This window comes from Lactobacillus rizhaonensis (assembly GCF_036246345.1).
Classification (GTDB): domain Bacteria; phylum Bacillota; class Bacilli; order Lactobacillales; family Lactobacillaceae; genus Lactobacillus; species Lactobacillus rizhaonensis.
The window spans coordinates 20,670-44,178 of the sequence record NZ_BTTV01000006.1; the positions used below are offsets into that span (position 1 = coordinate 20,670).

The 23,509-nt window shown below is 36.5% G+C and carries 24 protein-coding genes and 1 riboswitch; of the genes, 7 read left to right on the forward strand and 17 right to left on the reverse strand.

Annotated features, from left to right (window positions below; all coding sequences use genetic code 11):
- Positions 1-10: 10 nt before the first annotated feature.
- Together AAA915_RS07600 and glpK are read right to left on the reverse strand one after the other, a co-directional pair.
- Positions 11-784: a tyrosine-protein phosphatase gene (locus AAA915_RS07600; RefSeq protein ID WP_338201182.1), complete on the reverse strand. Its 774-nt coding sequence runs from the start codon at positions 782-784 to the stop codon at positions 11-13.
- 24 nt (positions 785-808) lie between these two features.
- Positions 809-2,311 (reverse strand): glycerol kinase GlpK, encoded by a 1,503-nt coding sequence (gene glpK, locus AAA915_RS07605; RefSeq protein ID WP_338201184.1) that lies wholly within the window; start codon positions 2,309-2,311, stop codon positions 809-811.
- Between the two features lie 142 nt (positions 2,312-2,453).
- On the opposite strand from glpK, the gene thiD (AAA915_RS07610) reads away from it, so the two are divergent.
- Together thiD (AAA915_RS07610) and AAA915_RS07615 are read left to right on the forward strand one after the other, a co-directional pair.
- Positions 2,454-3,266 carry a bifunctional hydroxymethylpyrimidine kinase/phosphomethylpyrimidine kinase gene (gene thiD, locus AAA915_RS07610; RefSeq protein ID WP_338201186.1) on the forward strand — a complete coding sequence of 271 codons (813 nt, stop codon included), beginning with the start codon at positions 2,454-2,456 and terminating at the stop codon, positions 3,264-3,266.
- Positions 3,267-3,331: 65 nt separating this feature from the next.
- Positions 3,332-4,009: a type 1 glutamine amidotransferase gene (locus AAA915_RS07615; RefSeq protein WP_338201188.1), complete on the forward strand. Its 678-nt coding sequence runs from the start codon at positions 3,332-3,334 to the stop codon at positions 4,007-4,009.
- A 150-nt stretch (positions 4,010-4,159) separates the two neighbouring features.
- On the opposite strand, the gene tenA is transcribed toward AAA915_RS07615, so the two are convergent.
- On the reverse strand, positions 4,160-4,819 hold the full coding sequence (gene tenA / locus AAA915_RS07620) for a thiaminase II (protein WP_338201190.1): 660 nt from the start codon (positions 4,817-4,819) through the stop codon (positions 4,160-4,162).
- A 220-nt stretch (positions 4,820-5,039) separates the two neighbouring features.
- Positions 5,040-5,138: riboswitch (TPP riboswitch) on the forward strand.
- Positions 5,139-5,214: 76 nt separating this feature from the next.
- On the opposite strand from tenA, the gene thiM reads away from it, so the two are divergent.
- The 3 genes from thiM to thiE are packed head-to-tail and all read left to right on the forward strand — an operon-like array spanning position 5,215 to position 7,494.
- Positions 5,215-6,003, forward strand: coding sequence for a hydroxyethylthiazole kinase (gene thiM, locus AAA915_RS07625; RefSeq protein ID WP_338201192.1), 789 nt, complete (start codon positions 5,215-5,217; stop codon positions 6,001-6,003).
- An 11-nt stretch (positions 6,004-6,014) separates the two neighbouring features.
- Positions 6,015-6,818, forward strand: coding sequence for a bifunctional hydroxymethylpyrimidine kinase/phosphomethylpyrimidine kinase (gene thiD / locus AAA915_RS07630; RefSeq protein ID WP_338201194.1), 804 nt, complete (start codon positions 6,015-6,017; stop codon positions 6,816-6,818).
- Positions 6,819-6,828: 10 nt separating this feature from the next.
- Positions 6,829-7,494, forward strand: a complete 666-nt coding sequence (gene thiE, locus AAA915_RS07635; RefSeq protein ID WP_420915120.1) for a thiamine phosphate synthase — start codon at positions 6,829-6,831, stop codon at positions 7,492-7,494.
- A 101-nt stretch (positions 7,495-7,595) separates the two neighbouring features.
- Here thiE and gap read toward each other — a convergent pair whose 3' ends face one another.
- Positions 7,596-8,615 carry a type I glyceraldehyde-3-phosphate dehydrogenase gene (gene gap / locus AAA915_RS07640; protein WP_265667343.1) on the reverse strand — a complete coding sequence of 340 codons (1,020 nt, stop codon included), beginning with the start codon at positions 8,613-8,615 and terminating at the stop codon, positions 7,596-7,598.
- A gap of 105 nt (positions 8,616-8,720) precedes the next feature.
- Between gap and AAA915_RS07645 the strand changes: the two genes are divergently transcribed.
- Positions 8,721-9,452 (forward strand): LysR family transcriptional regulator, encoded by a 732-nt coding sequence (locus tag AAA915_RS07645; RefSeq protein ID WP_174794658.1) that lies wholly within the window; start codon positions 8,721-8,723, stop codon positions 9,450-9,452.
- 92 nt (positions 9,453-9,544) lie between these two features.
- Here AAA915_RS07645 and AAA915_RS07650 read toward each other — a convergent pair whose 3' ends face one another.
- The 9 genes from AAA915_RS07650 to AAA915_RS07690 all read right to left on the reverse strand — a co-directional run bounded on the left by AAA915_RS07650 (position 9,545) and on the right by AAA915_RS07690 (position 18,126).
- Positions 9,545-9,748 carry a hypothetical protein gene (locus AAA915_RS07650; RefSeq protein ID WP_338201200.1) on the reverse strand — a complete coding sequence of 68 codons (204 nt, stop codon included), beginning with the start codon at positions 9,746-9,748 and terminating at the stop codon, positions 9,545-9,547.
- On the reverse strand, positions 9,745-9,879 hold the full coding sequence (locus AAA915_RS07655; RefSeq protein ID WP_338201202.1) for a hypothetical protein: 135 nt from the start codon (positions 9,877-9,879) through the stop codon (positions 9,745-9,747). The genes AAA915_RS07650 and AAA915_RS07655 overlap by 4 nt, the downstream gene beginning before the upstream one ends.
- Before the next feature lie 185 nt (positions 9,880-10,064).
- Positions 10,065-11,252: an MFS transporter gene (locus AAA915_RS07660; RefSeq protein ID WP_338201204.1), complete on the reverse strand. Its 1,188-nt coding sequence runs from the start codon at positions 11,250-11,252 to the stop codon at positions 10,065-10,067.
- Positions 11,253-11,743: 491 nt separating this feature from the next.
- Entirely contained in the window at positions 11,744-12,559 is an 816-nt protein-coding gene (locus AAA915_RS07665; RefSeq protein WP_338201206.1) for a LiaF transmembrane domain-containing protein, read from the reverse strand.
- Complete coding sequence (locus AAA915_RS07670) at positions 12,559-13,020, reverse strand: LytTR family transcriptional regulator DNA-binding domain-containing protein (protein ID WP_174794654.1); 462 nt, start codon at positions 13,018-13,020, stop codon at positions 12,559-12,561. The genes AAA915_RS07665 and AAA915_RS07670 overlap by 1 nt, the downstream gene beginning before the upstream one ends.
- A 271-nt stretch (positions 13,021-13,291) precedes the next feature.
- The gene (locus tag AAA915_RS07675) at positions 13,292-15,103 is read right to left on the reverse strand and encodes an FAD-binding protein (RefSeq protein WP_338201208.1); all 1,812 of its coding nucleotides are present in this window, start codon (positions 15,101-15,103) and stop codon (positions 13,292-13,294) included.
- 36 nt (positions 15,104-15,139) lie between these two features.
- Complete coding sequence (locus tag AAA915_RS07680) at positions 15,140-15,331, reverse strand: hypothetical protein (protein WP_338201210.1); 192 nt, start codon at positions 15,329-15,331, stop codon at positions 15,140-15,142.
- 206 nt (positions 15,332-15,537) lie between these two features.
- Positions 15,538-16,833: an adenylosuccinate lyase gene (purB, locus tag AAA915_RS07685; protein ID WP_338201211.1), complete on the reverse strand. Its 1,296-nt coding sequence runs from the start codon at positions 16,831-16,833 to the stop codon at positions 15,538-15,540.
- Between the two features lie 3 nt (positions 16,834-16,836).
- Positions 16,837-18,126: an adenylosuccinate synthase gene (locus AAA915_RS07690; protein ID WP_338201213.1), complete on the reverse strand. Its 1,290-nt coding sequence runs from the start codon at positions 18,124-18,126 to the stop codon at positions 16,837-16,839.
- A gap of 196 nt (positions 18,127-18,322) precedes the next feature.
- Between AAA915_RS07690 and AAA915_RS07695 the strand changes: the two genes are divergently transcribed.
- Entirely contained in the window at positions 18,323-19,315 is a 993-nt protein-coding gene (locus AAA915_RS07695; RefSeq protein WP_338201215.1) for a GMP reductase, read from the forward strand.
- Between the two features lie 261 nt (positions 19,316-19,576).
- Here AAA915_RS07695 and AAA915_RS07700 read toward each other — a convergent pair whose 3' ends face one another.
- The 4 genes from AAA915_RS07700 to AAA915_RS07715 are packed head-to-tail and all read right to left on the reverse strand — an operon-like array spanning position 19,577 to position 23,500.
- A complete protein-coding gene (locus tag AAA915_RS07700) occupies positions 19,577-21,478 on the reverse strand; it encodes a helix-turn-helix domain-containing protein (protein ID WP_338201217.1) in 1,902 nt (633 codons plus the stop codon).
- A gap of 54 nt (positions 21,479-21,532) precedes the next feature.
- Positions 21,533-22,591, reverse strand: a complete 1,059-nt coding sequence (locus AAA915_RS07705) for a tyrosine-protein phosphatase (RefSeq protein ID WP_338201219.1) — start codon at positions 22,589-22,591, stop codon at positions 21,533-21,535.
- The gene (locus AAA915_RS07710) at positions 22,591-23,082 is read right to left on the reverse strand and encodes a PTS sugar transporter subunit IIB (RefSeq protein ID WP_338201221.1); all 492 of its coding nucleotides are present in this window, start codon (positions 23,080-23,082) and stop codon (positions 22,591-22,593) included. Before AAA915_RS07710 ends, AAA915_RS07705 begins: the two co-directional genes overlap by 1 nt.
- Positions 23,057-23,500 (reverse strand): PTS sugar transporter subunit IIA, encoded by a 444-nt coding sequence (locus AAA915_RS07715; protein WP_110446782.1) that lies wholly within the window; start codon positions 23,498-23,500, stop codon positions 23,057-23,059. The genes AAA915_RS07710 and AAA915_RS07715 overlap by 26 nt, the downstream gene beginning before the upstream one ends.
- Between the last annotated feature and the right edge of the window lie 9 nt (positions 23,501-23,509).

Consider the following 23,509-nt stretch of genomic DNA (forward strand, 5'->3'; position numbering starts at 1 on the left):
CGATCCGCCTCTAATCTAAGTACATTCGTTTTAGCTGAGCCAAGTCATCATCATTAAAGCCCAATACTTTTTTAAAAAAGGTAGGAAAACCGCCCCAACCGCCACGAACAGTTTCCGTAATGCCACGAATTGCTATGCCTTCGCCTTTGGTGACGTTCATTTTGGAAACCATTTGCGTAATTTCATCATTACTTGGTAATTGCCGTGAAACTGCAAAATCATAAAGTTCATTGGTTAACAAATAATCACGAGCAATAGTATCATCGTCTACGCCTAATGCCATTAAGATCAAGGCAGATACCATTCCCGTTCTATCCTTACCTGCACTGCAATGGTAAACTAGTGCTTCATCTTCTGGCAATTCCAACAGTTCCGCAAAAACGCGGGCAAACATTTCCTGGCTGTGGGAACTTAGCAGAGTTTGTTGATAAATCCGACCAATAAAATTATTATGCATATCTGGAATATGATGCAAAAAGCGGTAGATTGAGCGGTTATTTTGCACATCATTAATATTGTCAGAATATACCGGCAAATCAATATATTTCACATCGGGCCATGACATATCAGGTGAAGAGGACTTTTCATATTCAGAACGCAAGTCACAATCGACAGTGACGCGTAACTTAGCTAATTTAACCTGATCCCTTGCTGTTAAAGAGCTGAGTGAATCTGAACGATAAATTTTATTCCATTTAACTGTCTGACCAGTTACGCTTTGATAGCCACCAACATCGCGAAAGTTCATCGGACTATCTAATGCAATTATTCGATCATGTGCCACTTTGTTGTCCTCCTTTTATTATAATTACTCACCGTGTGCAAAGACTTGGGTGGCCTTCACGGCTTTTTTCCAACCCTGATACAAATGTTCCTTTTCGCTTTCAGGCATCTTAGGTTCAAAAGTTTTACCTACTACAAAAATATCCCTTAATTCATTAACATTTTGCCAATAACCTACGGCTAAGCCTGCTAAGAAAGCCACACCCATTGAAGTAGTTTCCAATATTTTAGCACGTTCAATTTTTATACCTAAGATGTCAGATTGGAATTGCAGCAAATAATCATTATTTGAAGCACCGCCATCAACGCGCAAAGCAGGAATTTTAATGCCCGAATCAACTTGCATCGTATCAACTACATCTCGCGTTTGATAAGCCAGCGACTGCAGTGTGGCCTTGATAAAATCTTTGTCATTTGTTCCACGTGTAATACCAAAAACGGAACCGCGAGCTTCGGAGTCCCAGTACGGTGCCCCTAAGCCAGTAAATGCCGGTACAACATAAACTTCATTTTCAGACTTTGATAGCCTGGCTCCCTTCTCCGAATCCGCTGCTGTTTTAATCATTTTGAGCGAATCACGCAACCACTGAATAGCGCTGCCGGAAACAAAAATAGAACCCTCTAAAGCATATGAAATTTTGCCATTTAAACCATACGCAATAGTAGTCAATAAATTATTGTCAGATTCTGTTGGTTGTTCTCCAGTATTCATCACGATAAAGGAGCCGGTGCCATAAGTGTTTTTAACCATGCCCTTTTTCAAAGCTAACTGACCGAACAAAGCCGCCTGCTGATCACCGGCAATACCGGCAATGGGTACTCGCCCGCCAAAAAATGTATAAGATTTGGTGTAGCCGTAAATTTCAGAATTGGACTTTACCTCCGGCAACATTACTTTAGGAATATTAAGCAGCTTTAAAATGTCATCATCCCAAGTTAAATCGTGAATATTGAAAAGCATCGTTCTTGAGGCGTTAGTATAATCAGTCACATGAACTTCACCATCGGTTAAGTTCCACAAAAGCCAGCTGTCAATTGTGCCGAAAAGCAGCTCGCCATTTTCGGCCTTTTCTTGTGCCCCATCGACATGATCCAGAATCCAGCGAATTTTAGTGGCACTAAAATAAGGGTCAATTATCAGTCCCGTCTTTTTGTGGATCAGATTACTATAACCATCTTTTTTCAGCTTTTCCGCTAAGTCGGTCGTCTGCCGTGATTGCCATACAATTGCATTATAAATTGGCTTGCCGGTTTTTTTATCCCAAATTACCGTTGTTTCACGCTGATTGGTAATACCTATACCTACTATTTGCTGTGGCCGGACTCCAGAATTAATGATTGCATTGGCAATTGTTGTTTGCACTGCGTGCCAAATTTCTTCTGCCTTATGTTCCACCCAGCCTGGTTGAGGAAAATATTGGGGAAATTCTTTTTGTGAAGAGGCAATTTTTCTACCCTGATGGTCAATTATCATTGTCCTGGTTGAAGTTGTGCCTTCATCAATTGCCATAATATATTCTTTTAACATCTTTGATCCTCTCCGACAGAAAGCGGTTTTATCTTCATTTTACTACTAGGCCTTGCTTTTACAAGAAATTATTATAACATTATGCTTGTTTTAAGTTATACTGGTTACATAGAGCTTTTATTAAAATGGGGATATATAAAAAATGAGAAAAGAAATTATTGCTTTAACAATTGCTGGCAATGACAGTGATGGCAGTGCGGGAATGTCCGCTGATCTACATTCTTTTTATGCTAGGCAAGTTTATGGCATGGGGCTTTTGACAGCCGCAGTAGCTGGTAATACTACTGGAATTTATGCTCAGGAAGTCATGCCAATTCCTTTTATCCAAAAGCAGTTCGATGTCCTAAACGATGATTTTAAAATTGATGCACTTAAAACCGGTATGCTTGCTAACAAGGATGTAATTGCTTGTGTTGCCGCCAATTTGCATAAATATGACATGGGTAAAATTGTGCTTGATCCGGTCATTATGACTAAACATGGTGATACCCTACTTGATGATGATGCTTACCAAGCGTTTCTTGAGCAGTTAATGCCACTGGCCGACATTATTACGCCTAATTTTTATGAACAGAAAAAGTTAACAGGCTTAAGTTTGGATACTAAAGATGAAATTCGCCAAGGTGCTAAAAAACTGCAGGAGATGGGCGCAAAAAATGTTTTGATGAAGGGGCGCCATGATAACTCCCAGCAGTCGCAAGTTACTGACATCTTATTAACTGCAGATGGCGAATTTCACGAATTTACCAAGCCTTTTATTAATACGGATCGAATTAACGGCACCGGTGACACACTATCTGCTGTAATTGCCGCTGAATTAGCCAAAGGTCAATCGATTATCGCCAGCGTTCAGACGGCTAAAGACTTTACTTATGAAGCAATTGCCCACCCAATTGAAGTTGGTTCTAAATACGGTCCAATCAATCATTTTGCAGCGCAGCAAAATCTTAAATAACTATTCTTTGCCCGCTTCTAACTATTAAGATATACTTTAAACAAGATAATAGGGGTTGGTAAATAATGGCTAACAAAACAATCAAGATTGCATATTTATATGAAGACCTGATGAATACTTACGGTGATTCTGGCGACGTTAAAATTATCAGGTTTTTGCTAAAAAAACAGGGCTATGATACACAAGTTGATAATATTTCTCTTGGTGATCAATTCAACGCTTTTGATTATGACTTTGTCTTTTTTGGCGGCGGACAAGATTTTGAGCAAACTGTTGTTGCTAAAGATTTACCGCGTTATAAAGAAACTTTGACAAAGTATATTAACGAAGGCAAGCCTATGGTAGGTGTCTGCGGTGGCTACCAGCTAGTTGGCACATATTATAAAACTAATGCCGGAGTGACAATCAAAGGGCTAGATATTCTACCTTTCCACACCGTTTTTAAGGCAGATAAGCGCATGATTGGTGATACCCGCTACATGAGCGAATGGGGTGAAGTCAAAGCCTTTGAAAACCATTCGGGTCAAACCTATTTTGATGATAAGGATAAGCTACATCCCTTAGGAGAAATGATTGAAGGTTACGGCAACAATCCCCAAGATCACGTCGAAGGTTTGCGCTACCGCAATTTTATCGGTACATATTCCCACGGCCCTATATTAAAAAACTTGAATGTCGCAAACGCCATAGTCAAAATGATTCTAGAATGGCATAATGAGCGAATAGCAGCTAAAACAAATTAATTGCAAAAAAGCTACTAGGCGTAGTAAATCTAATTACTATGTCTAGTAGTTTTTTGATACTTAGTTATTATTGCTATTATAGTTGTGAGTGCAGGTTTTGCCCCCCAATTAACAAATATTTTTCAAAATTGTAGGATATTTTAACAGAAGTTACTCCCAGCCTTGTTTTTCATAAGCCATCTGCCAAAACTGCAATTCATAATAGCTGCTGCGCACAAAAGCAGTTTGCATTTGATCAAGTACTTCATTAGTAGCGTTTTCGGCCAAGGAATTGGTTAAATGCAGCATTTTGGCTACATTTGCACCATACCAATCGCCGTCATAAGTATCAATCCACTCCTGATAATAAGAAACAGGTGAACCTTTTTCAGCCATTTTCTGACCAATTTCCTGATAGAGCCAGTAACATGGTAAAAGCGCTGCTACCGCAGGCTTAACACCAGATCGATTTAATGTCATATGCATGTGATTAACGTAGTTATATGCTGTTGGTGCCACCGGAGTTTCAGCAATTTCAGCTGCAGTTATTTTTAATTCCTCAAAAAAATGTCCTCGCACTGATATTTCAACGTTTTGTAAGTCTTGCGCTCCCGCCAGTAAAAATTCCTTTGCTTCCTGATCATCTGTTTTTGCCGCAATTAATTCATGCAACTTACTAAATTCTCTTAAATAATAGCGGTCCTGCAACAGGTAAAATTTAAAAGTTGCAATTGGGAGTTTGCCACTTTGTAGTTCCTTAATAAAGGGATGTACCAAACTTTTATGCCACAACAACGCCCCTGCTTCGTGCAACTGATCTGTGAAATTCATGATTACTCTCCTCAAAACTAAATAAAATTTTAAACACGGCTTTTAACTATTACTAATTACATTTTACTAAATTTAAATTTTAACTACTATACGATTTTTTGCTTTTTAGCATAATCACTCAATAACAGCTAAAAGCCAAGCATTTATTTATAGTATAAACAGTTAGCATCTTTATCAACCCAGCATTGTAATCAATAGTATAATACGCTATAATTGAAAGCGATAACACGAGGGGTGCCTTTTAGGCTGAGATGAATTTTTTTCAGACCCTTTGAACCTGTAAGCTAATACTTGCGTAGGAACGTGTCAAAAACGCTTAAGCTTTGGCACTTCCACGTGCCAGGGCTTTTTTATTAATCAAAATTTTTCAAAAACATTTAGTCGGGAGTAATAAAATGCAGTTAGACTTATTAGATAAATTACGAGCGCAAAATCCCGTTATTTTTAACATCGCCAATTTTGTGACAGTCCAAGATGTGGCGAATGCTGTCAATGCTATTGGTGCTTCACCAATTATGAGCAATGAAGTCGCTGAAGCCGAAGAAATAGTGCGAATGGCTTCCGCAGTGGCAGTTAATATTGGCTGTTTAACCAAGCAGCAAATCAATCATATTAAAAAGGTAGAAGACCTAGCAAGGCAGTATAATAAGCCGATAGTATTTGATCCTGTTGCGGTTGGTGCAGTCGAATATCGCTACAAAATCGCAGATAAGCTTTTATGGGATTTTCATACCAGTATTATTCGCGGTAATATTGGTGAAATTGCTGCACTAGGTGACTTCAACTGGGATTCAAAGGGCATCGATGCAGGTTCCGGCTCCGGTAATATTGATGATATTGCTATGAAAACTGCTCAGAAATATCATTGTACGGTCATTGCCAGTGGTCCTACAGATACAATTAGTGACGGTAAAAGACTGGCTCATATTCACAACGGCTCACCACTTTTTAAAACTCATGTGGGCTCAGGTGATATGTTGTCCAGTATTGTCACAGCTTTTACCGCAGTCACTGATGATCCGTTTGAAGCGGCTCAGATAGGTGCTTTAGTTTTCAGTTGTGTGGGTCAAATGGTTGTCCAAGATCATCCCGGTGTTGGACCAAGTACTTTTGGTATGTACCTTATAGATTATTTGTACAAAGTAGCAGTCGCTGATATTAAGCAAATTGCTGATTTTGATTAAGGAACTTCATGATGACAGAAAAAATTAATTCTTTTCCCCAGGTTTTAACTATTGCCGGTACAGATTCAGGTGGTGGTGCCGGAATAATGGCTGACCTTAAAACTTTTCAAATGCAAAAAGTATTTGGAACAGCTGTTGTAGTAGCAGTGACAGCACAAAACACTTTAGGTGTACAAAAATCTTTTTTACTACCACTAGAAATGATCGATGCCCAATTTGCATCTTTAGCAGAAGATTTTCATATTCGTGCTTGTAAAACGGGAATGTTAGGTGATGCAGCTCATGTTCACCAAGTTGCTCTTAACCTGCAAAAGTATGACTTTGGCCCTATTACCATAGATCCCGTGATGATTGCTAAAGGAGGTGCACCACTTTTAAGTCAAGATGCTGTTGCCACGGTTAAAAATGAACTACTGCCTTTAGCCGATTTAATCACACCTAACTTACCCGAAGCAGAAGCTTTAACTGGCATTAAGGTGCAAGTGCAAGATCAATTTCCTGAATTAGCCCATAAACTACAAGACATGGGTGTTAAAAATGTACTAATTAAAGGTGGACACACTAATAGCGCAGAAGTAAAAGATTATGCTTTATTTGCCAATGGTACTGATCTTTGGGTCAGCAGTTCCAGAGTACATACTAAACGCACTCACGGCACCGGTGATACTTTAGCTGCAGCAATTACGGCGCAGCTAGCTTTAGGTCAAAGTTTACCTGCAGCAATTACAATCGCTAAGAAATACGTTACCAAGACTATTAAAGAAACTATTCAAGTCGGTCATGGCCATGGTCCCTTAAATCATTGGGCAAAGTAATTTAGGAGAAATAATGAAAGAATTTAACACTGATTTTTTACATGCTTATTTTATTTGCGGCAGTCAAGATGTGCCCAAAGGTAAAACTTTAACTGGCATAGTAGAAAAAGCACTTGCTGCCGGCATCACGGCTTTTCAGTTTCGGGACAAGGGTCCTAATTCAACTTTAAGTAAAACTGAGCGACTACCTATGGCACAAAAATTACATCAACTGTGTCAAGCATATCGTGTTCCCTTCTTCATTGATGATGATGTCAAGTTGGCTCAACAAGTTCATGCCGAGGGAGTTCATGTTGGTCAAAGTGATGAAGAGATAAAACAGGTTATTAAAGAAGTTGGTGGTCAAATGTTTATCGGCTATTCCTGCTCGAATTTAGCTCAAATTGAGCAAGCCAATAAAATTAGCGGAATTGATTATTACGGTAGTGGTCCAATTTATGCCACCCAGTCTAAAAGTGATGCCGATCCCGAAATTGGTATTACTGGTTTAACCCAGCTGGTTAAAAACAGCGCTCGGCCAATTGTTGCTATTGGTGGGATAACTGCTAGCGACTTAGAAGCAATCTCCAAAACTGGGGCAAATGGTGCTGCAGTAATCTCAATGATTGCTCAAAGCAATAATATTAAGCAAACTGTTAGTCAAATGCTCACAGCGCCATGGATAAAAAGCGACTAGCGTATTTTAAAGACACAAAAAATGATTCTGCACTTGGCAGAACCATTTTTTTATTGATGATAAACAGTTTTTAATTGTAAAAATATAAGTTATATTGATAATTAACCTAATTGGGCAACTTTTTGCAGTGTTCTAATCATTTGAGCTACGAAGCCGGATTCATTATCATACCAGGCGTAACCCTTAACTAATTGTGCACCGTCATCACCAGTTTCAACCTGAGTCAGAGTTGGATCAAAGACCGAGCCATACTCAGTACCAATAATATCTGATGATACAATCTGATCATCATTATAACCAAAAGAAGGATTACCTTCAGTGTGCTTTTTAATTTTGGCATTAAACTCTTCAGCTGTAACTTTTTGCTTTAAAATAGCGGCTAGTTCAGTAATTGAACCGGAAATAACAGGGACTCGTTGAGCAATACCTGTAAGTTTACCGTCTAATTCAGGTATAACTAGTCCTATCGCTTTAGCTGCTCCTGTAGAATGGGGAATAACATTAGCAACTGCGGCACGGGCATTACGGACATTTCCTCCACGGTCAGGTCCGTCCTGCAACATTTGCGAAGCAGTATAAGCATGAGTGGTAGACATGATTCCTACCTGAATGCCAAATTCATCGTTCATTGCTTGTGCTAACGGTGCCAAGCAATTAGTGGTACATGAGCCAGCGGAAATAATTTGATCAGAGTCAGTTAGTTGGTCATCATTTACACTGTAGACAATTGTCTTCATGTTACCTGCGGGTGCTGAGATCAGTACTCTTTTAACACCGGCATCAAGATGAGCCTGTGATTTTGCAGTTGAAGTGTAAAAGCCGGTACATTCAAGCACTATTTTGACACCATCATTTTTGACCCACGGAATTTGACTGGCATCTTTTTCCGCATAAACCGGAATATTTTTGCCATCTATTACAATACTATTAGTGGTAGCAGTTACTTCATGATGAAATTGGCCATGCGCGGTATCATACTTCAATAAATGTGCTAACATAGCTGGTGAAGTCAAATCATTGATTGCGACAATTTCGATATCATCACTGGCCACTTCATATATTCGCCGTAAAGCAAGTCGGCCAATGCGGCCAAAGCCGTTAATACCAATTTTTGTAGTCATAATAAGTTCCTCCTTTTAGATTACAAAATTAGTATATTAAGATAAAATAGCCTTGCATAATCCAAGTTTATAATAGAGTTATCACTTTTAATGATATGGAGCAACATGAATTTCAACGACTTACATATTTACCAAACAATTTATGAAACTAGATCGCTTAACAAAGCGGCACTGAAATTAGGCTACACCCAATCCAACATTACAGCCAGGCTCAAAGCACTGGAGCAAGAATTGAATACGCCCCTTTTTGTGCGTTCTAATTTAGGAGTCAAACCAACTAAAAACGGACAAAAAATGCATAACTTTGCTACTAAAGTTTTACAAAACTACCAAAACCTGAAAGAGGATTTGTCTATTAACAAGCCCAAAGTCCTCATTTCTGAGTTGCTTTTTGGCTATATTATTACCAAAAAAGCACCATTTTCATTTGAGCACTACGACATTATCATTAAAAATACCAATGAAATTCAAGAATTAATAACTAAGCATGCATATGACATGGTCTGGACTTTTACCCCTATTACTCTACCCAAATATTCGCTAATCAAAAAAAGTCATTTAGAAGCCTGCTTTTTAAAGGGCAATAAAAAAGCAACCGGCAAAGTACCAGTTGCCATCAATGCTGATATTAATTGTCCTTTTCGTAACTTAACTCTTAAGTTAACACAAAATAAAAATGACATAACTGAAATCAATTCTCTGGAAATGATTTTAGAGCTGGTTAAAAAAGGTCAGGCAACTGCATTACTGCCCAAATATTTAATTAATGATGATCTAGTTGCAGCTGATTCGCAAGTTTGGAATATTCCCTATTATTTTTACCGTTATCAACTGTAAATAAAACATCCAATTTTTACTAATTTAAAACCTAATTGAAATAAAAAAGTACCGAGGCACTTCTAGCCTGGTACTTTGAATTTTTAGAAAAGTTATTTTTTCGACTGTAAAATTTTGGCCTTGGCATCATTGTAGCCGTCAATGTAGCGTTCTATTTCAATTGCTTTATTCTGGGTAACACGATTAACTAAGCTAACACCTTTTTTAGGAAAAGCCTTGAAAGAATGACTCTCTGCATAGTCCTTTTTGGCTTGTTCACAACCCATTTGATAATCACTGAGAGAACTCTTTTTCACAGCAGTTTTTGCTGCATGATAGGTATAATCATTGGTATCACGCCATTTTTTAAATGCTTTTTCAGCTTCTTTATAGTTTCCGGCTTCATAATTTTTTTGACATAATCATGTAATTGTTTTAAAGTAACCATTTTTCCCTCCTAAATTAAAGATAATAAGTTCCAACTTCATCCAAAAAATAATTAATTGTTATACTGCGTAAATTATGTGAATGACGTAGCACGAAACTGATGATAAATGCTATTTTACTATTATATTTTTTCCTAAATTTATTGAAATGCTTAGTACAGAAGACATCATTAGCGGAGATTTAATATTATGCCTCTTTTATGAGCAAGATATTAATCCCACCAATTAATATCAGAAGTGAACTGAGCAATATAATTACTTCAGACCCTGTATGATCAAGTAATAAACCCGCTAAAACAGAAGAAATTGGCCCACCAATATATGCTGTTGTTCTTATGGTCGTGAAAACTCTGGCCAAGTAATCATCTGGAGTAGTAGTTTGAATAATTGATTCTGCCAGAACGTTATGAATACTCGTTACTGGTCCAAACAAGAAGAGCAAAATACAAAAAGCAATTAGATTTGATTTAAAAAGCAACATTAGCCCTATTGGAATAGAGCTTAAAAGCCAGGCTAAACCAATAGTTTTTATTCTTGCTTTCATTTTGCCAGCAATCATCGCACCCAAAATTATCCCCAGTAAGATCATAATATAAAACGTACCGTATAATGAAGCATTACCGGCTTCTTGAGCAACACGAGGCAGCACTAACATTAGCGCTGGCTGAGCAAATGAGTATAAAACTCCAGCCCATAAGTAGCGCCTTAAGAACTTGTTTTTTCTGATATATTGATATCCACTAGTTATGCTATATACATATGAAACTACAACAGATCCTTTTTGACTCTTCTTGCTTGATAAATTATTGGCACTTTCAGGAATTTTTCTTAAAGCAATATTTAAAAAAATTAATCCTATTAAACTAAGGAAAGAACAGACCAGCATTATTTGTCCACTTAACAAAAATACAAGCAGTGCTCCAGAAAGTGCTGTTCCTCCAACATTAACCAATTGATCAACAATATTAACTTTAGAGATTATTTTTGTCATTTCATCTTCATTTAAAATTGCTTCACTTAAAATTGCACGATCAGCTGGACTAAAAAATTCATCACAAATTGAAAGTACACTTGCTATTACAATTGCCAGTAAATAATTATATGGAGAAAAAAGTATAACGTATGTTAACCCAAATAACAAAATTACTTGGATGAGCATAGAATAAATACTAACTTTTTTATAAGACTGCCTATCAATTATAGGCCCATAAAAGATAGACAATGCAGCTGTAACCGAGAATATTGCATTACAAATACCAACTATTGATGAACTCTTTGTCTGATTTTGAAGCCACCAAATAAATACCATGCCATACAGTGAGTTGCCTAGGCCACACGCCAGCCGTGAAGCTAGATAAGCTTTTTTATTTAACATACTTTTACCCTTTCATTTATATTTAAGCTAATTTTTGCTAAAATGACCTCATTTCATAGAAACAATAAGACTTCTTTTTGTTCTAAAAGCTTTTTATTACTATTTAGTTTTAATCTAATCATAATTTTGCTTTAAAATATATGTTTATATACTAAGAGGTAGTTTTAAAGGACCAAGTGGTCATTTTTAAACACTAAAAATCTCACTGAGCTGGGAAAAAAAATCAAAGACTACATTTAGTATCACAACCCGCAAAGAATCAAGACCAAACTAAAAGGACTAACTCCGATTGAATAGCGGCAGTTAGTCCTCAGTTATTAACTAATAAAGTGTCCTAATTTTATGGTTCACATCAAATCACCGAGAGAACTTTTTTATAAACATGATAGGTATAGTCATTGGTGTCATACCATTTTTAATATGCTTTTTCAGCATCTTTATAGTTTTCTTTGACATAATCATGTAGCTGCTTTAAAGCAACTATTTTATTTTTATACATAATTAATTTCAACTTCAGACATACTGCAGTGGCCGGTCAAAACCAATGTGGGACCATCGCCACTAGATTCACCAGAAATTTCCAGTTCTCCCAAAACAAGATCTAAGTTTTCACTATTAACTTTCCATGAAAGTGGCACATAAATTTCAATTTCACCCATGGTACCGTTAATATCTACTGTCACTACATCGCCAGCAGCCTTAGCCTGATCAAGGTAGACTTCAACTTCACCTAATGAAGAATTAATCATGACACTACGTAAATTTTGTGAATGAACATAGCGTGAAACTGATGACAGCTTCTGATTTATTACTATATCTTCACCATCAGTATGGTCTTTACCGTCATTAATGGTATCGCCATCAGTTGTATAGTCTTTACTATCATTAATGGTATTATTATCAGTCGTTTTATAACTTTTATCAAAGTCTGACCAATCATCATAGTAATCTCTAGGACTAAATTTATGTTTAAAGTAGTTTCCTCCTAAAAACCAGCTTTTTCTAAAAATTAATGTCAAACCTATATAAATCAACAATGCAGCAATCAATACTGTCCATGGAACAATTTTGGTAATATGCAATGGTTCAGCGTAAACAATTAAGAGAAAAGCAATAGAAAAAGTCGTACCAAACAAGCTTCTATCTGCTAGACTTTCAATTAAAGCCGCTCCAAACACAATAGTCCAAATAATCATGCTTACTTTCAAATGGAAAGAAAACAGGTGCAGCTGGTTCATTACCAAGAAAATAGCAGCAGCCACTAATGCTATCCCCCAAAATATTTCTCTAATTTTATTTTTTCTCATTATGATGACCTTCTCTCGTTTAACCTATCATTTAAGTTATGGTAGTAATGACGTGAAACATAGACAGTTTTATAAGAATCGCGAAAATTAATTTTACAGTTAGAAATTGAGCGTGTTAACGCATAAATTTGATTTAAATTTAAAATTGTTGACTTAGAGACCCGCATGAATTGATTGTTTAATAAATTTTCTAATTCATAGAGTTTGTAATCTACTGTAAAGGCATCCCTCGCAGTATGTGCAATCACTTGTTTATCTTCTGTTTCAAAAAATAAAATTTCGTTCATACTCAAGTAATAGGACACGTTATCTTTTTTACATTCAATTTGATCAGGGTGGCTGTTGATACCTTGAAGTTGACGGTAAATTTGTTCAACTTCTGGTGTCACAGCTTTAGCACGGATAGTTACACTAGTTTCATCATTATCCATATCCGGATCCAGCTCTATTTTTATTTTCACGCTTCTCACCTGCCCTTCATCACTTGATGATTTTATTAAACGCTAATTTTAATATAAAATCTAGCCTTTTTAACTAAGTGGCAATTTTAAGAAACTAAGTGGCTCACTTTTTGGATTCACAAGCAATAAAAAGTATTTAAAAATGCCAAAAAGTCGTAATTTGCTTTATTGTAAAATAAGGTTATTTTATATATATAAAAGTTGCAACAATAAAAAACAGGTCATTAGCTTTAACCAAACTTATGACCTGTTTTAAATTCCAAACAACTATTTATTTAATTTTACTTAATGCATCCCTGACAGCGTCTTTTAATCCTCTAGTGGTATTAGAGGCACCAGAAATTGCATCGACATCAACTGTATTTGCATTAACCATTTTTGCTGGTAATTCATTAATTGCCTTTTGACCATAGTCATCGGATTCAGCTTGTTTCAGAACTTCGATGCTTTTGAGATTCTTTTGCTTATCAGCTGTTACCCTAACAACAATTTCATCTCCCATACCTTTAGTGGATTTACCAATATATTGTTCAGGACCAGTTGGATATTCTTCTTTCTTAATATCAGAACCAAGTGGCCGTGGCTTTAATGGCTTTTCATGCTTAGGAGCAGGCACATTAACTTCTGCTACATCGTCTTTAGGATGAGCTGCATTTTGGCCCGCAATCTTACCGAAAATCAAGCAGTCCGCAAGATCGGACCCACCTTGATATAAGTTAGACATATTACTGCCCAGCTCCCCGGCACCATATAAATGAGGAATTGGTTTGTGCTCTGGATCAAGAATTTCAGCACGGGCATTTCTTCTAGGACCAGCTTCGGACCAGCCAATAGTTTGTACTAGCGGTATGGCATAATACGGACCCTCTTCAGAAAATGCACTTAAAGTAGCGGGATCACGATGATAAGCATAATCATGTTTCTTTTCGGCAAAGAAGTTAAATTCGTCAATTGTACTTTGCAGTTTATCCGCAGCAACTCCCATCTTTTCTGCTAATTCAGGAACAGAATCAGCTTTAAGAACGGAATTAAGTGCTTTATTATCAGGGAAAGTATTAATTTCACTGATCTTGTCATATTGCTTTTGATCAAAGATAAAGTAAGGATGAATTGGATTCAACGGTTTATACCATGAACCATGATTTTCTACATAGCCTTCACGTGCTCCTTGATCTTCCTTAAAGTAGCGTGTGCCGTCATCGCCAACCGTAAAAATACTGCCTGTATAGAAGACCGGGTTACCCATATAAAATGGTGCACGCTTCATCCCAGGTTCATAAAAAGCAAAAGCTTGTTGCATTCCACCGGCCGCATACATTGACATATGCCACATATCCGCACCTGCTTCGTGAGCTAGGTCAATACCCTTACCTTTATTATAAAGTGAACCCAGCGGAACTAACTTGTGTGAACCAATGTAATCCTGAATCATTTGCGGATTATTTTCGATACCACCAGTGGTTAACACTACACCATTTTTAGCGTAAACGTTTAATAAAACATGATCCCGCTCAATTTGAGCTCCGACAACTTTTTTACCAGGGGTTTGCAAGATGTGCTTAACAGGTGCAGAATACCAAACATCAATTTTATCACTACGATCGAGTACTTTTTGCCGTAAAATATTCCACAATGAAGCGTTAAAAATCCCCTTCTCCATTGTGATCATGTCATAGCTTTTAGCACCAGGTAAATCGGGATGATCGGCAATTACTGCATCATCCGGCAATCCTAAAATAGTTTTATAGCTAACAGGTTCATTCACATCCAGATATTTTCTAAAATATTCTTTCATGTGTGTAATGCCATGAACAACTGTATCCTCTATTTCAGAGTCAATGTTAAAGTGCTGGGCCAAATGCTCGTAGTAAGCACGATAATCTTCTTCGTTGCTGCTATAACCTACAAGTTCAGCAGCATACCTTGTATTACCACCTTCGTGACCTTCTGGAGCAGAATCAACTATTAGCACTTTAGCACCACTATCAGCCGCAAAGCGAGCCGCAGTTGCTCCGGCTCCACCAAAACCTAAAACTACTACATCATAGCTTGCATCATAATATGTATGATCATTAACTATCATATGATTACCTTTCTTTCATAATAATAATTTTTAAAACTATTTATATTCTTCATCAAAAACAATAATTGGTTTTATCATGCTGCCATTTACTGAATCCTTAATGGCCTCATTAATTTCCTCTGATTGATAAAACTTAACAATTTTATCAATTGGAAACTTACCTGAACGATAAAGGTCAACCATTTCAGGAATAAAATTCCTGCGGTACAGAATCGCCTTCAATAACACCGGTAAGACACTTTGAAGCTGATAAAAGATTAATCATCGGACTTAGTTCCTTAATTGTCTTGACCCCTATAGTTTTATTTTAATTTCATTTTGTTTTTAACAAGTTCAGTTTATCACATAACCGCTTACATTAAACTGGACTTATCCAAAATTTAATTTTTAAGTATAAAAAAAGTTCACATTCAAGTGAACTTTTATTTATTAATTTATTCCAAACCAACTTTTTTGAAGATCTCATCTACATGCCGTAAATGGTAATGGTAGTCAAAGGCATCGGCAACATCATCTTCAGAAAGGTAATTCATAATTTGACTATCTTCAACTAATTTTCTAAAGGAAATTCCCTCATTCCAAGACTTGTTAGTTAGCTTTTGGACCATGTCATAAGCATCTTCACGGGAAAGACCAGCCTCATCAATCAATTTTAATAATAAGCGCTGGGAATAAATCAGACCATAAGTTTTATCCATATTCTTAAGCATTGTTTCTGGGAAAACATCAAGATTGGTCAAAATGCGGTTAAAACGATCAAGCATATAATCAATACCAATCGTAGTATCAGGTAAAATTACACGTTCAGCACTAGAATGAGAAATATCGCGCTCATGCCAAAGTGATATATCTTCATAGGCCGTGATAATATGACCACGTAGAACCCGCGCCATGCCGCAAAGATTTTCTGAGCCAATAGGATTACGCTTATGAGGCATCGCCGAGGAACCTTTTTGTCCAGCACGGAAGTGCTCTTCAACTTCGTGTATTTCGGAACGCTGTAAACCCCGAATTTCAGTTGCCCAATTTTCAATACTTGTCGCTATTAAAGCCAAGGTCGCAATATATTCAGCGTGTAAGTCTCGCGGCAATACCTGGCTGGTAATAGGCTGCTGAGTTAAGCCTAATTGTCTTAATACACTGGTTTCAACAGCTGGCGGCACATTGGCAAAAGTCCCCACTGCTCCAGAAATTTTTCCTGATTCTACCCCCTTAGCAGCATGCTCGAAGCGTTCAATATCACGATTAATTTCCGCATACCAGCGAGCTAATTTCAGGCCAAAAGTAGTAGGTTCAGCTTGAACGCCATGAGTCCGACCCATCTCAACCGTATTTTTATACTTAAGTGCTTTTTGTGCAATCGTCTTTTTTAGGTCTTGCAAATCCTGCCGAATAATTTCATCAGCCTGCTTTAAGATGTATCCCTGGGCCGTGTCAACAACATCAGTAGAAGTTAAACCAAAGTGTACCCACTTTTTTTCTGAACCCAGGCTTTCGGAAACAGTACGGGTAAAAGCCACAACATCATGATGCGTTATCTGCTCCAGTTCTGCTACCCGTTCAGGCGTAAAACTGGCTTTTTGCGCAATTTTAGCAGCATCTGTTTTGGGTACTTCACCTAATTCACTCCAGGCATTGGTGGCAGCTATTTCTACCTTTAACCACGCTTCATATTTATTTTCATCCGACCATATTTTGCCCATTTCTGGGCGAGTATAACGTTCTAACATAAATTACATTTCCCATGGATTCTGTAACACGATTGTTTGCTCACGATCAGGTCCTACTGAAACAGTAACAAGAGGAATACCGACAAGCTCTGAAACACGGTTTAAAAATTTCTGTGCATTTTCCGGCAAGTCAGACCAAGTCTTAGCACCTGTGATATCTTCTTTCCAGGCAGGTAATTCCTCATAAACAGGTTTACACCGGTCTAATTCTTTCAGGCTGGCAGGATAATAGTCAATCTTTTGACCATCAAGTTCATAAGCAGTTGCAATTTTAATAGTGTCAAAGCCACTGAAAATATCAAGAAGGTTTAGACTTAAGCCGTTAATACCAGCTACACGTTTGGCATGACGTAAAGCGACTGAATCAAACCAGCCCACGCGTCGAGGGCGGCCGGTAACCGTACCATATTCATGAGCAGTTTCACGAATGCGGTCACCAGTTTCATCTAATAATTCAGTTGGAAAAGGACCAGCACCAACACGAGTAGTATAAGCTTTGCAGACACCAATGACAGTCTTTAACCGGTTGGCGCCAACGCCGATACCACTGGCAATACCGCCGGAAATTGTGTTCGATGAAGTAACAAAAGGATAAGTTCCTTCATCTATATCAAGCATAATCCCCTGTGCCCCTTCAAACAGGACTTTTTCATTGTTATCAAGAGCATCATTAACTAACACCGAAGTATCTGTAACATATTTTTTCATTTTTTGACCGTATTCATAATATTTGTCAAAAATATCCTCAAATTTAAGAGCAGGTTTACCATAAATTTTGGTAAATACTTCATTTTTTTGCTCTAAGTTAGTACGCAATTTTGCTTCAAAAGTATCCTTCTCAAGTAAGTCACAAACGCGAATACCAATTCTGGAAGCTTTGTCCATGTAAGCTGGACCAATACCATTTTTAGTAGTTCCGATTTTTTGATCGCCCTTTGCTTCTTCTTGGTATTCATCTTGCTTAATATGATAAGGCATGATGATGTGTGCACGATTAGAAATCTTTAATTTACTGGTGTCTATGCCTTTTTCTTCAAGATTTTTTAATTCACTAAATAAAACTTCTGGATTAATGACCACGCCATTGCCGATTACAGCACCTTCCTTTGACGCAAAAATGCCTGACGGAATCAAACGCATCTTAAAATCTTGACCATTGATTTCAATAGTATGACCAGCATTATTACCACCGTTTGAGCGCACAGTATACGCTGCTTCATTACTCAAAAAGTCAGTGATTTTGCCCTTTCCTTCGTCGCCCCATTGACTACCAACAACTGCAGCTGCTGTCATTTTTATTCACCTCATTAAATTTCTACAAATATCACGTAAATAGTCTAGCAATTTGCCCACATTTAGTCAAATTTAAATGCGAATTATTATAGTAGCCAGATTTTTAATAGTTCGATTTTTCTGTTGACAAAAAAAGTATTTTTGATTATAGTTACTTCGTTTGCAAAGATTTTTTATTCTAGGAGCCGATTTATTTATGAGTAATTATTTCAGTATGGAAGCCTTTGATTATGACGACATCCAGCTTGTTCCCAACAAGGGAATTATCAAAAGCCGTCATGATGCTGATACTAGTGTAAAGTTTGGAAACCGAACATTTAAAATACCTGTAGTACCCGCAAACATGGAAAGTGTCATTAACGATGACTTAGCAGTCTGGCTCGCTCAAAATGGCTACTACTATGTCATGCACCGCTTTCAGCCTAAGAAGCGTCTTAATTTTATCAAAATGATGCATGAAAAAGGGTTATTTGCTTCAATATCCGTAGGTATCAAAAAAGGCGAATATGATTTTATCGATCAATTAGTTAGTGAGAATATCAAACCTGAATATATCACAATTGATGTAGCCCACGGTCATTCTATCTATGTAATTGATATGATCAAATACATTAAAGAAAAATTACCTGATACTTTCTTAACAGCAGGTAATATTGCAACTCCTGAAGCCGTACGTGAATTAGAAGGCGCAGGAGCTGATGCCACTAAGGTGGGTGTTGGCCCTGGCCGTGCATGTATCACCAAACTTAAAACTGGTTTTGGTACTGGTGGCTGGCAACTAGCTGCTTTAAGAATGTGCAGTAAAGTGGCCAGCAAGCCATTGATTGCAGATGGCGGTATCCGTTATAACGGCGATATAGCAAAATCAATTCGTTTTGGCGCTACAATGATCATGATTGGTTCAATGCTTGCGGGACATGAGGAGTCTCCAGGTAACGTAATTAAAATTAACGGCAAAACTTACAAACAATATTGGGGCTCAGCTTCAGAAGTCCAAAAGGGTGCTTATCGCAATGTTGAAGGTAAGCAAATGCTGGTTCCATATCGCGGACATATCGCGGACACTTTAAAAGAAATGCAGGAAGATTTACAATCTTCGATTTCTTATGCCGGTGGTAAAGATCTTAGTTCAATTAAGTTGGTTGATTATGTAATTGTTAAAAACACGATTATGAATGGCGATAAGTAGCTAATTATGTGATTTTATTGCCAAATTACTAATAATTATGGTAATAATTTCTTTTTTTCGTTAAAATAAGATTTATCTCAGCTCTGGTAGGTAGTCGGCGCTGGGATTTTTTATTTTCTTCAATAGTAAATATTAATTAATGAAGTTTAATATATATGTACTATCACAACTAACGTCCACAAAAAAACTCTCAAACTGGATAAATTCAGTTTGAGAGAGCTGATTGCTATATTTAAAACAAATTATCTTTCTCTAATATATTCATCTTATAGTTTGGTCATTTTTAACAATATTAAAGTATTGCTGCAGTTCAGAATCACCATTTTTAATTTCCAGTAATCCTTTACTAGGGTCAAGAATTATAATCTGTAAACTAAAGACCTTATGATTATTTATATATACAGGCCGCTTAAACTTAAAGACAAAATAACGTTTTTTAATTTCATGAGGGCCCAGAAGGGTGAGGTACATATTATAAGGGTATGCATGGTAGCCTTCATTTAATATTAAAGCTTCAACATAACTAGCAAAATTGTTTTTATGTGTTTGGAGGATGCCTAGTTGTTTAATCAGATGATTAGCTACTATGTCCTGAATTTTTCCTTTTAAAGCATCTATTTTAATTATTACTGGTCGTTTAAAATAATTGGAAATTGAACCTATCGTTCGTTTAGTAGACAGTATTCTTTGCCACAGAGCCATTCTTAGTCCATCATCTGAAAAAAAGGAAAAAGTTATTTTGGGAATATTTATATTTTTATAACTCGGTTTAGTCTTTGAAGAAACTAATAAATAATCATATTTTGAATAATCAATATTTTCCAATTCATAAGAATAAACAAAAGTATAATTTGCGTTATATTTATTTAAATCAAGTTTACCTATTAAATGTTCACTGGCTAATTTACCATAGTCGTTTACAACCAAGAAGTTAGTGGGAAAGTAACTGTTTTGTTTTTGATGAATTTTACTGTATAAGCCAAGAACCATATCGTTAAACAAGCTGTCATTTAACTCTTTTTTATTATAATCAGTGCAGGAATTATATAGAGCAACTGTTAAAGAACTTGTTGCAAAAATTTTGCGAGCAACCTTTTCAATTGCCAGTTCTAAGTTAAAGCAAACAAAGTCATATTTTTTCTTAAGGTATCTGATAAAAAAACTGCGATAAATGTATGAAGCAATATCAGAACCTTTATTAATGCATAGTGACAATTGCTCTTTTAAAGCAGCACAAACTTGTTCAACTTGTACCTGTACTTGCTGTGACCATGTTCTTAATTTATTCAAATCAGGAATTTGATCAATTTCAGAATTAATTAATAAAAAAACAGCTAAGTATAGTTCTTCCTGGATATTATTTTTAATTAATTTGTCAGCAATTATAAACGCCTTAGCATGCATCAATTCAGCTTTAAGACTATGACTAATCTTTAAACTAATATCTGGCCGTAATTTATAAATCAGCAGATATTTTGTTACTTGCTTGAAGCCATTATCCGTTAAAGGAAAATCATATTCGTGAATTAATTGCCGTAAAGCCTGACTTTTATTTAGTAAATCAGTTTTAGTAACGCCATATTCAGTAAAAGCATATTCTGGTAGCAAAGCGTCTTTTTGTTCAAAACTATATACATCAAATAAATCTATCAAGCATGAACGAACAGCACCCGTTTTACCTACTACTTTCATGCCATAGTATGGAACAGATTTTACCTTTAAATTATAAATACTTAAAAATTTTTTCACATCGCGCATATCTTTATTAATAGTCGCGGTACTAAAATTTAATTTGCTCGCCAGCTGGTCGATTTTGATGTAGTTTGGACTCGCACACAGAAATCTGCAAATTTTAGCAATACGTAACTTATTACGAAACAAGTAATTAAACTTGAGATTTAAATATTCAGAACAATTTTCCTTTAATAATTTCAGCCAGTCACTTTCTGCCAAAGAATAATCAAGCAAATATCCTTTAGCTCTTTGATTTATAATTTTGACATCATGACCAGCATTAAGTAAAGCTTTATTAATTTGCGCAAATTCTGTATTCAGCGTTCGCGCGGAAATCCCGCTTTTCTTTTTTAATTCAGAAATAGTAAGTAAATCGTTGTTTAAAAAAAGATTTAACAAATCAATTTCACGGTAAGTTAAATTCAACATTGTTTTGCCGTCTTCCTTTTTAAGACAATATTAATACTTACTTTAACTGAAAACTTATGCTTTTTCTAATAATGACTTGCGTAAATTCAAATATTCTGATTCAGTCAGGCCCAACTTGTCAGTTGCATACTGATAAATTGTGCCGTATTCGCGCGTTATTTTGGTAATTGAAGCAGTAATAAATTCTTCTCTGGTGTCAAAAAGGGCATACATATAATCTGCAATTTCTTTATTACCAGTTTGTTGCAAAAAGTTTTGATAATAACGAGCATTCTTCTTAATACGTGCTCGTTTAGTTAGCATGTAATCATAAACCAGTAATTCTGGTGGTACGCCAAGAATTCCTTCCAAGACCATGAAGCCAAAGCCGGTTCTATCTTTACCGCCACGGCAATGTTGCAAGCTGGGTAAATACTTACTTTGAGCTGTGACTTTGATGGTGTTACTAAAAGCCTCTATGCTTGCAGGACTATCGACAAAGGATTCTTGTTGTCTGATCATTTGATCATTACCAGTTTCTCCTTTAGCTAGTGCTTCTTTAGCCCTCTCTTTCATATCTTTTCCGGTATCTAAGTTTTGAGCTCTGCCAGCTATAGCAGCTGTTTCTGCATTAGGATCAAAATTAAAGGTATGAATTGCAGGATCAATAACAGGATCAGGTGTATCTTTAACTTCAATTGCACCACGGAAATCAATAATTGAATTTAACCTCAAATTTTTAACAAAAGTATAGCCTGAAGGCTCTAAATTGCGCAAATAATCAGAGCGATAAACTTGCCCCCATTTGATTCTCATGCCATCACTTGTGCGGTAGCCACCAATATCGCGCAGATTATACATCCCTGGGACAGGCAGTATGCGATAACCAAATAACAAAGGCTCGTAATTCTTAAAATTCAGAATGAAATAAGTTGGCCTGACAGTTGAGTAAGTAAATTGAAAGCAGACCTTAGTTTTATTACTGGTTAACAAATACTTTTTTTCTTTAGTATATTTATCATTATCCAGAGTCCAATATAATTCATAATCAGGCAAACTTTGTTCATTAGTTTTAATATCTACTTCTGTTTGACCATCATCTAAAACATATGCTTCTGCGTAGTCGATTTTCATTAGTTCTTTCCTTGCACTTGTTCAATATATTCTTTGATTGGTGTAGGGGCATCATAAGCCGCCATTTGAAAGTTTATTTCTATTCCTGAGTCAACCAATTTATCTAGTGCATCCTTTTCTTCTGGAGTAAAGCACAAGTCATTATTGTAGCGAATTGTACGTTCTTTACGCTCTCTCATACCACCAAAATTAACTGACTTAATGTCAACCCCACCTTCAATTAAGTGCAATAGATCAAGGGTACTGGTCAATATTAAAAACGTGGTCTTTTTTATAGGATTTTTCTTGTAAACTCGAATAAATTTATCTACTCCAAAAACATGTACGATATAGCCAGGAGCAGCCATTTTCAACACTTGCTCTTGTACTGGGTTACTAGCTGCCCTATCACTGATGCATATGATTTGTTCAGCACCAACATGACGCAGCCAGGAACTAGCAACCTGACCGTGAATTAATCTGTCATCAATACGAGTCCACTTGATTGGCATTTTGCTTCTCTCCTTCTTTTGCTTTTTCAGTAATATTCACTAACGCTTGCGGATATGTTCTTTCAATAATCTTCTTGGCTTCTGCTAAATTTTCAGGATTGCTTAAGCATAGTTCCAGTAAAACTGGCATATTTAGCCCCGAATAAACAAGGACATTTTCATTTGTCAAAGTTAAATACGTAGACACATTAGCAGGTGTACCACCAAAAATATCAACTAAGATAAGAGTTTCCGCATTTTTTTCGTTGAGCGCTTTTAATTTAGTTTGAATCTCCTCAAGACTTTCTTCATAAGTTTTACCTTTAGTAACAGATAGAACTGCAACATTTTTTTGCGGCAGTCCAATAATCATTTCAGCCGATTTTAATGCTTCTTGAGCAAACAAGCCGTGACTGGCCAAGATAATATTTATAGCCATCAGTAACCT

Coding starts and splice junctions, on each gene's coding strand:
- glpK (WP_338201184.1), bottom strand. CDS start 2,311: ATGTTAAAAGAATATATTATGGCAATTGATGAAGGCACAACTTCAACC.
- thiD (WP_338201186.1), top strand. CDS start 2,454: ATGAGAAAAGAAATTATTGCTTTAACAATTGCTGGCAATGACAGTGAT.
- AAA915_RS07615 (WP_338201188.1), top strand. CDS start 3,332: ATGGCTAACAAAACAATCAAGATTGCATATTTATATGAAGACCTGATG.
- tenA (WP_338201190.1), bottom strand. CDS start 4,819: ATGAATTTCACAGATCAGTTGCACGAAGCAGGGGCGTTGTTGTGGCAT.
- thiM (WP_338201192.1), top strand. CDS start 5,215: ATGCAGTTAGACTTATTAGATAAATTACGAGCGCAAAATCCCGTTATT.
- thiD (WP_338201194.1), top strand. CDS start 6,015: ATGACAGAAAAAATTAATTCTTTTCCCCAGGTTTTAACTATTGCCGGT.
- gap (WP_265667343.1), bottom strand. CDS start 8,615: ATGACTACAAAAATTGGTATTAACGGCTTTGGCCGCATTGGCCGACTT.
- AAA915_RS07645 (WP_174794658.1), top strand. CDS start 8,721: ATGAATTTCAACGACTTACATATTTACCAAACAATTTATGAAACTAGA.
- AAA915_RS07655 (WP_338201202.1), bottom strand. CDS start 9,879: ATGGTTACTTTAAAACAATTACATGATTATGTCAAAAAAATTATGAAG.
- AAA915_RS07660 (WP_338201204.1), bottom strand. CDS start 11,252: ATGTTAAATAAAAAAGCTTATCTAGCTTCACGGCTGGCGTGTGGCCTA.
- AAA915_RS07665 (WP_338201206.1), bottom strand. CDS start 12,559: ATGAGAAAAAATAAAATTAGAGAAATATTTTGGGGGATAGCATTAGTG.
- AAA915_RS07675 (WP_338201208.1), bottom strand. CDS start 15,103: ATGATAGTTAATGATCATACATATTATGATGCAAGCTATGATGTAGTA.
- purB (WP_338201211.1), bottom strand. CDS start 16,833: ATGTTAGAACGTTATACTCGCCCAGAAATGGGCAAAATATGGTCGGAT.
- AAA915_RS07690 (WP_338201213.1), bottom strand. CDS start 18,126: ATGACAGCAGCTGCAGTTGTTGGTAGTCAATGGGGCGACGAAGGAAAG.
- AAA915_RS07695 (WP_338201215.1), top strand. CDS start 18,323: ATGAGTAATTATTTCAGTATGGAAGCCTTTGATTATGACGACATCCAG.
- AAA915_RS07700 (WP_338201217.1), bottom strand. CDS start 21,478: ATGTTGAATTTAACTTACCGTGAAATTGATTTGTTAAATCTTTTTTTA.
- AAA915_RS07705 (WP_338201219.1), bottom strand. CDS start 22,591: ATGAAAATCGACTACGCAGAAGCATATGTTTTAGATGATGGTCAAACA.
- AAA915_RS07710 (WP_338201221.1), bottom strand. CDS start 23,082: ATGCCAATCAAGTGGACTCGTATTGATGACAGATTAATTCACGGTCAG.
- AAA915_RS07715 (WP_110446782.1), bottom strand. CDS start 23,500: ATGGCTATAAATATTATCTTGGCCAGTCACGGCTTGTTTGCTCAAGAA.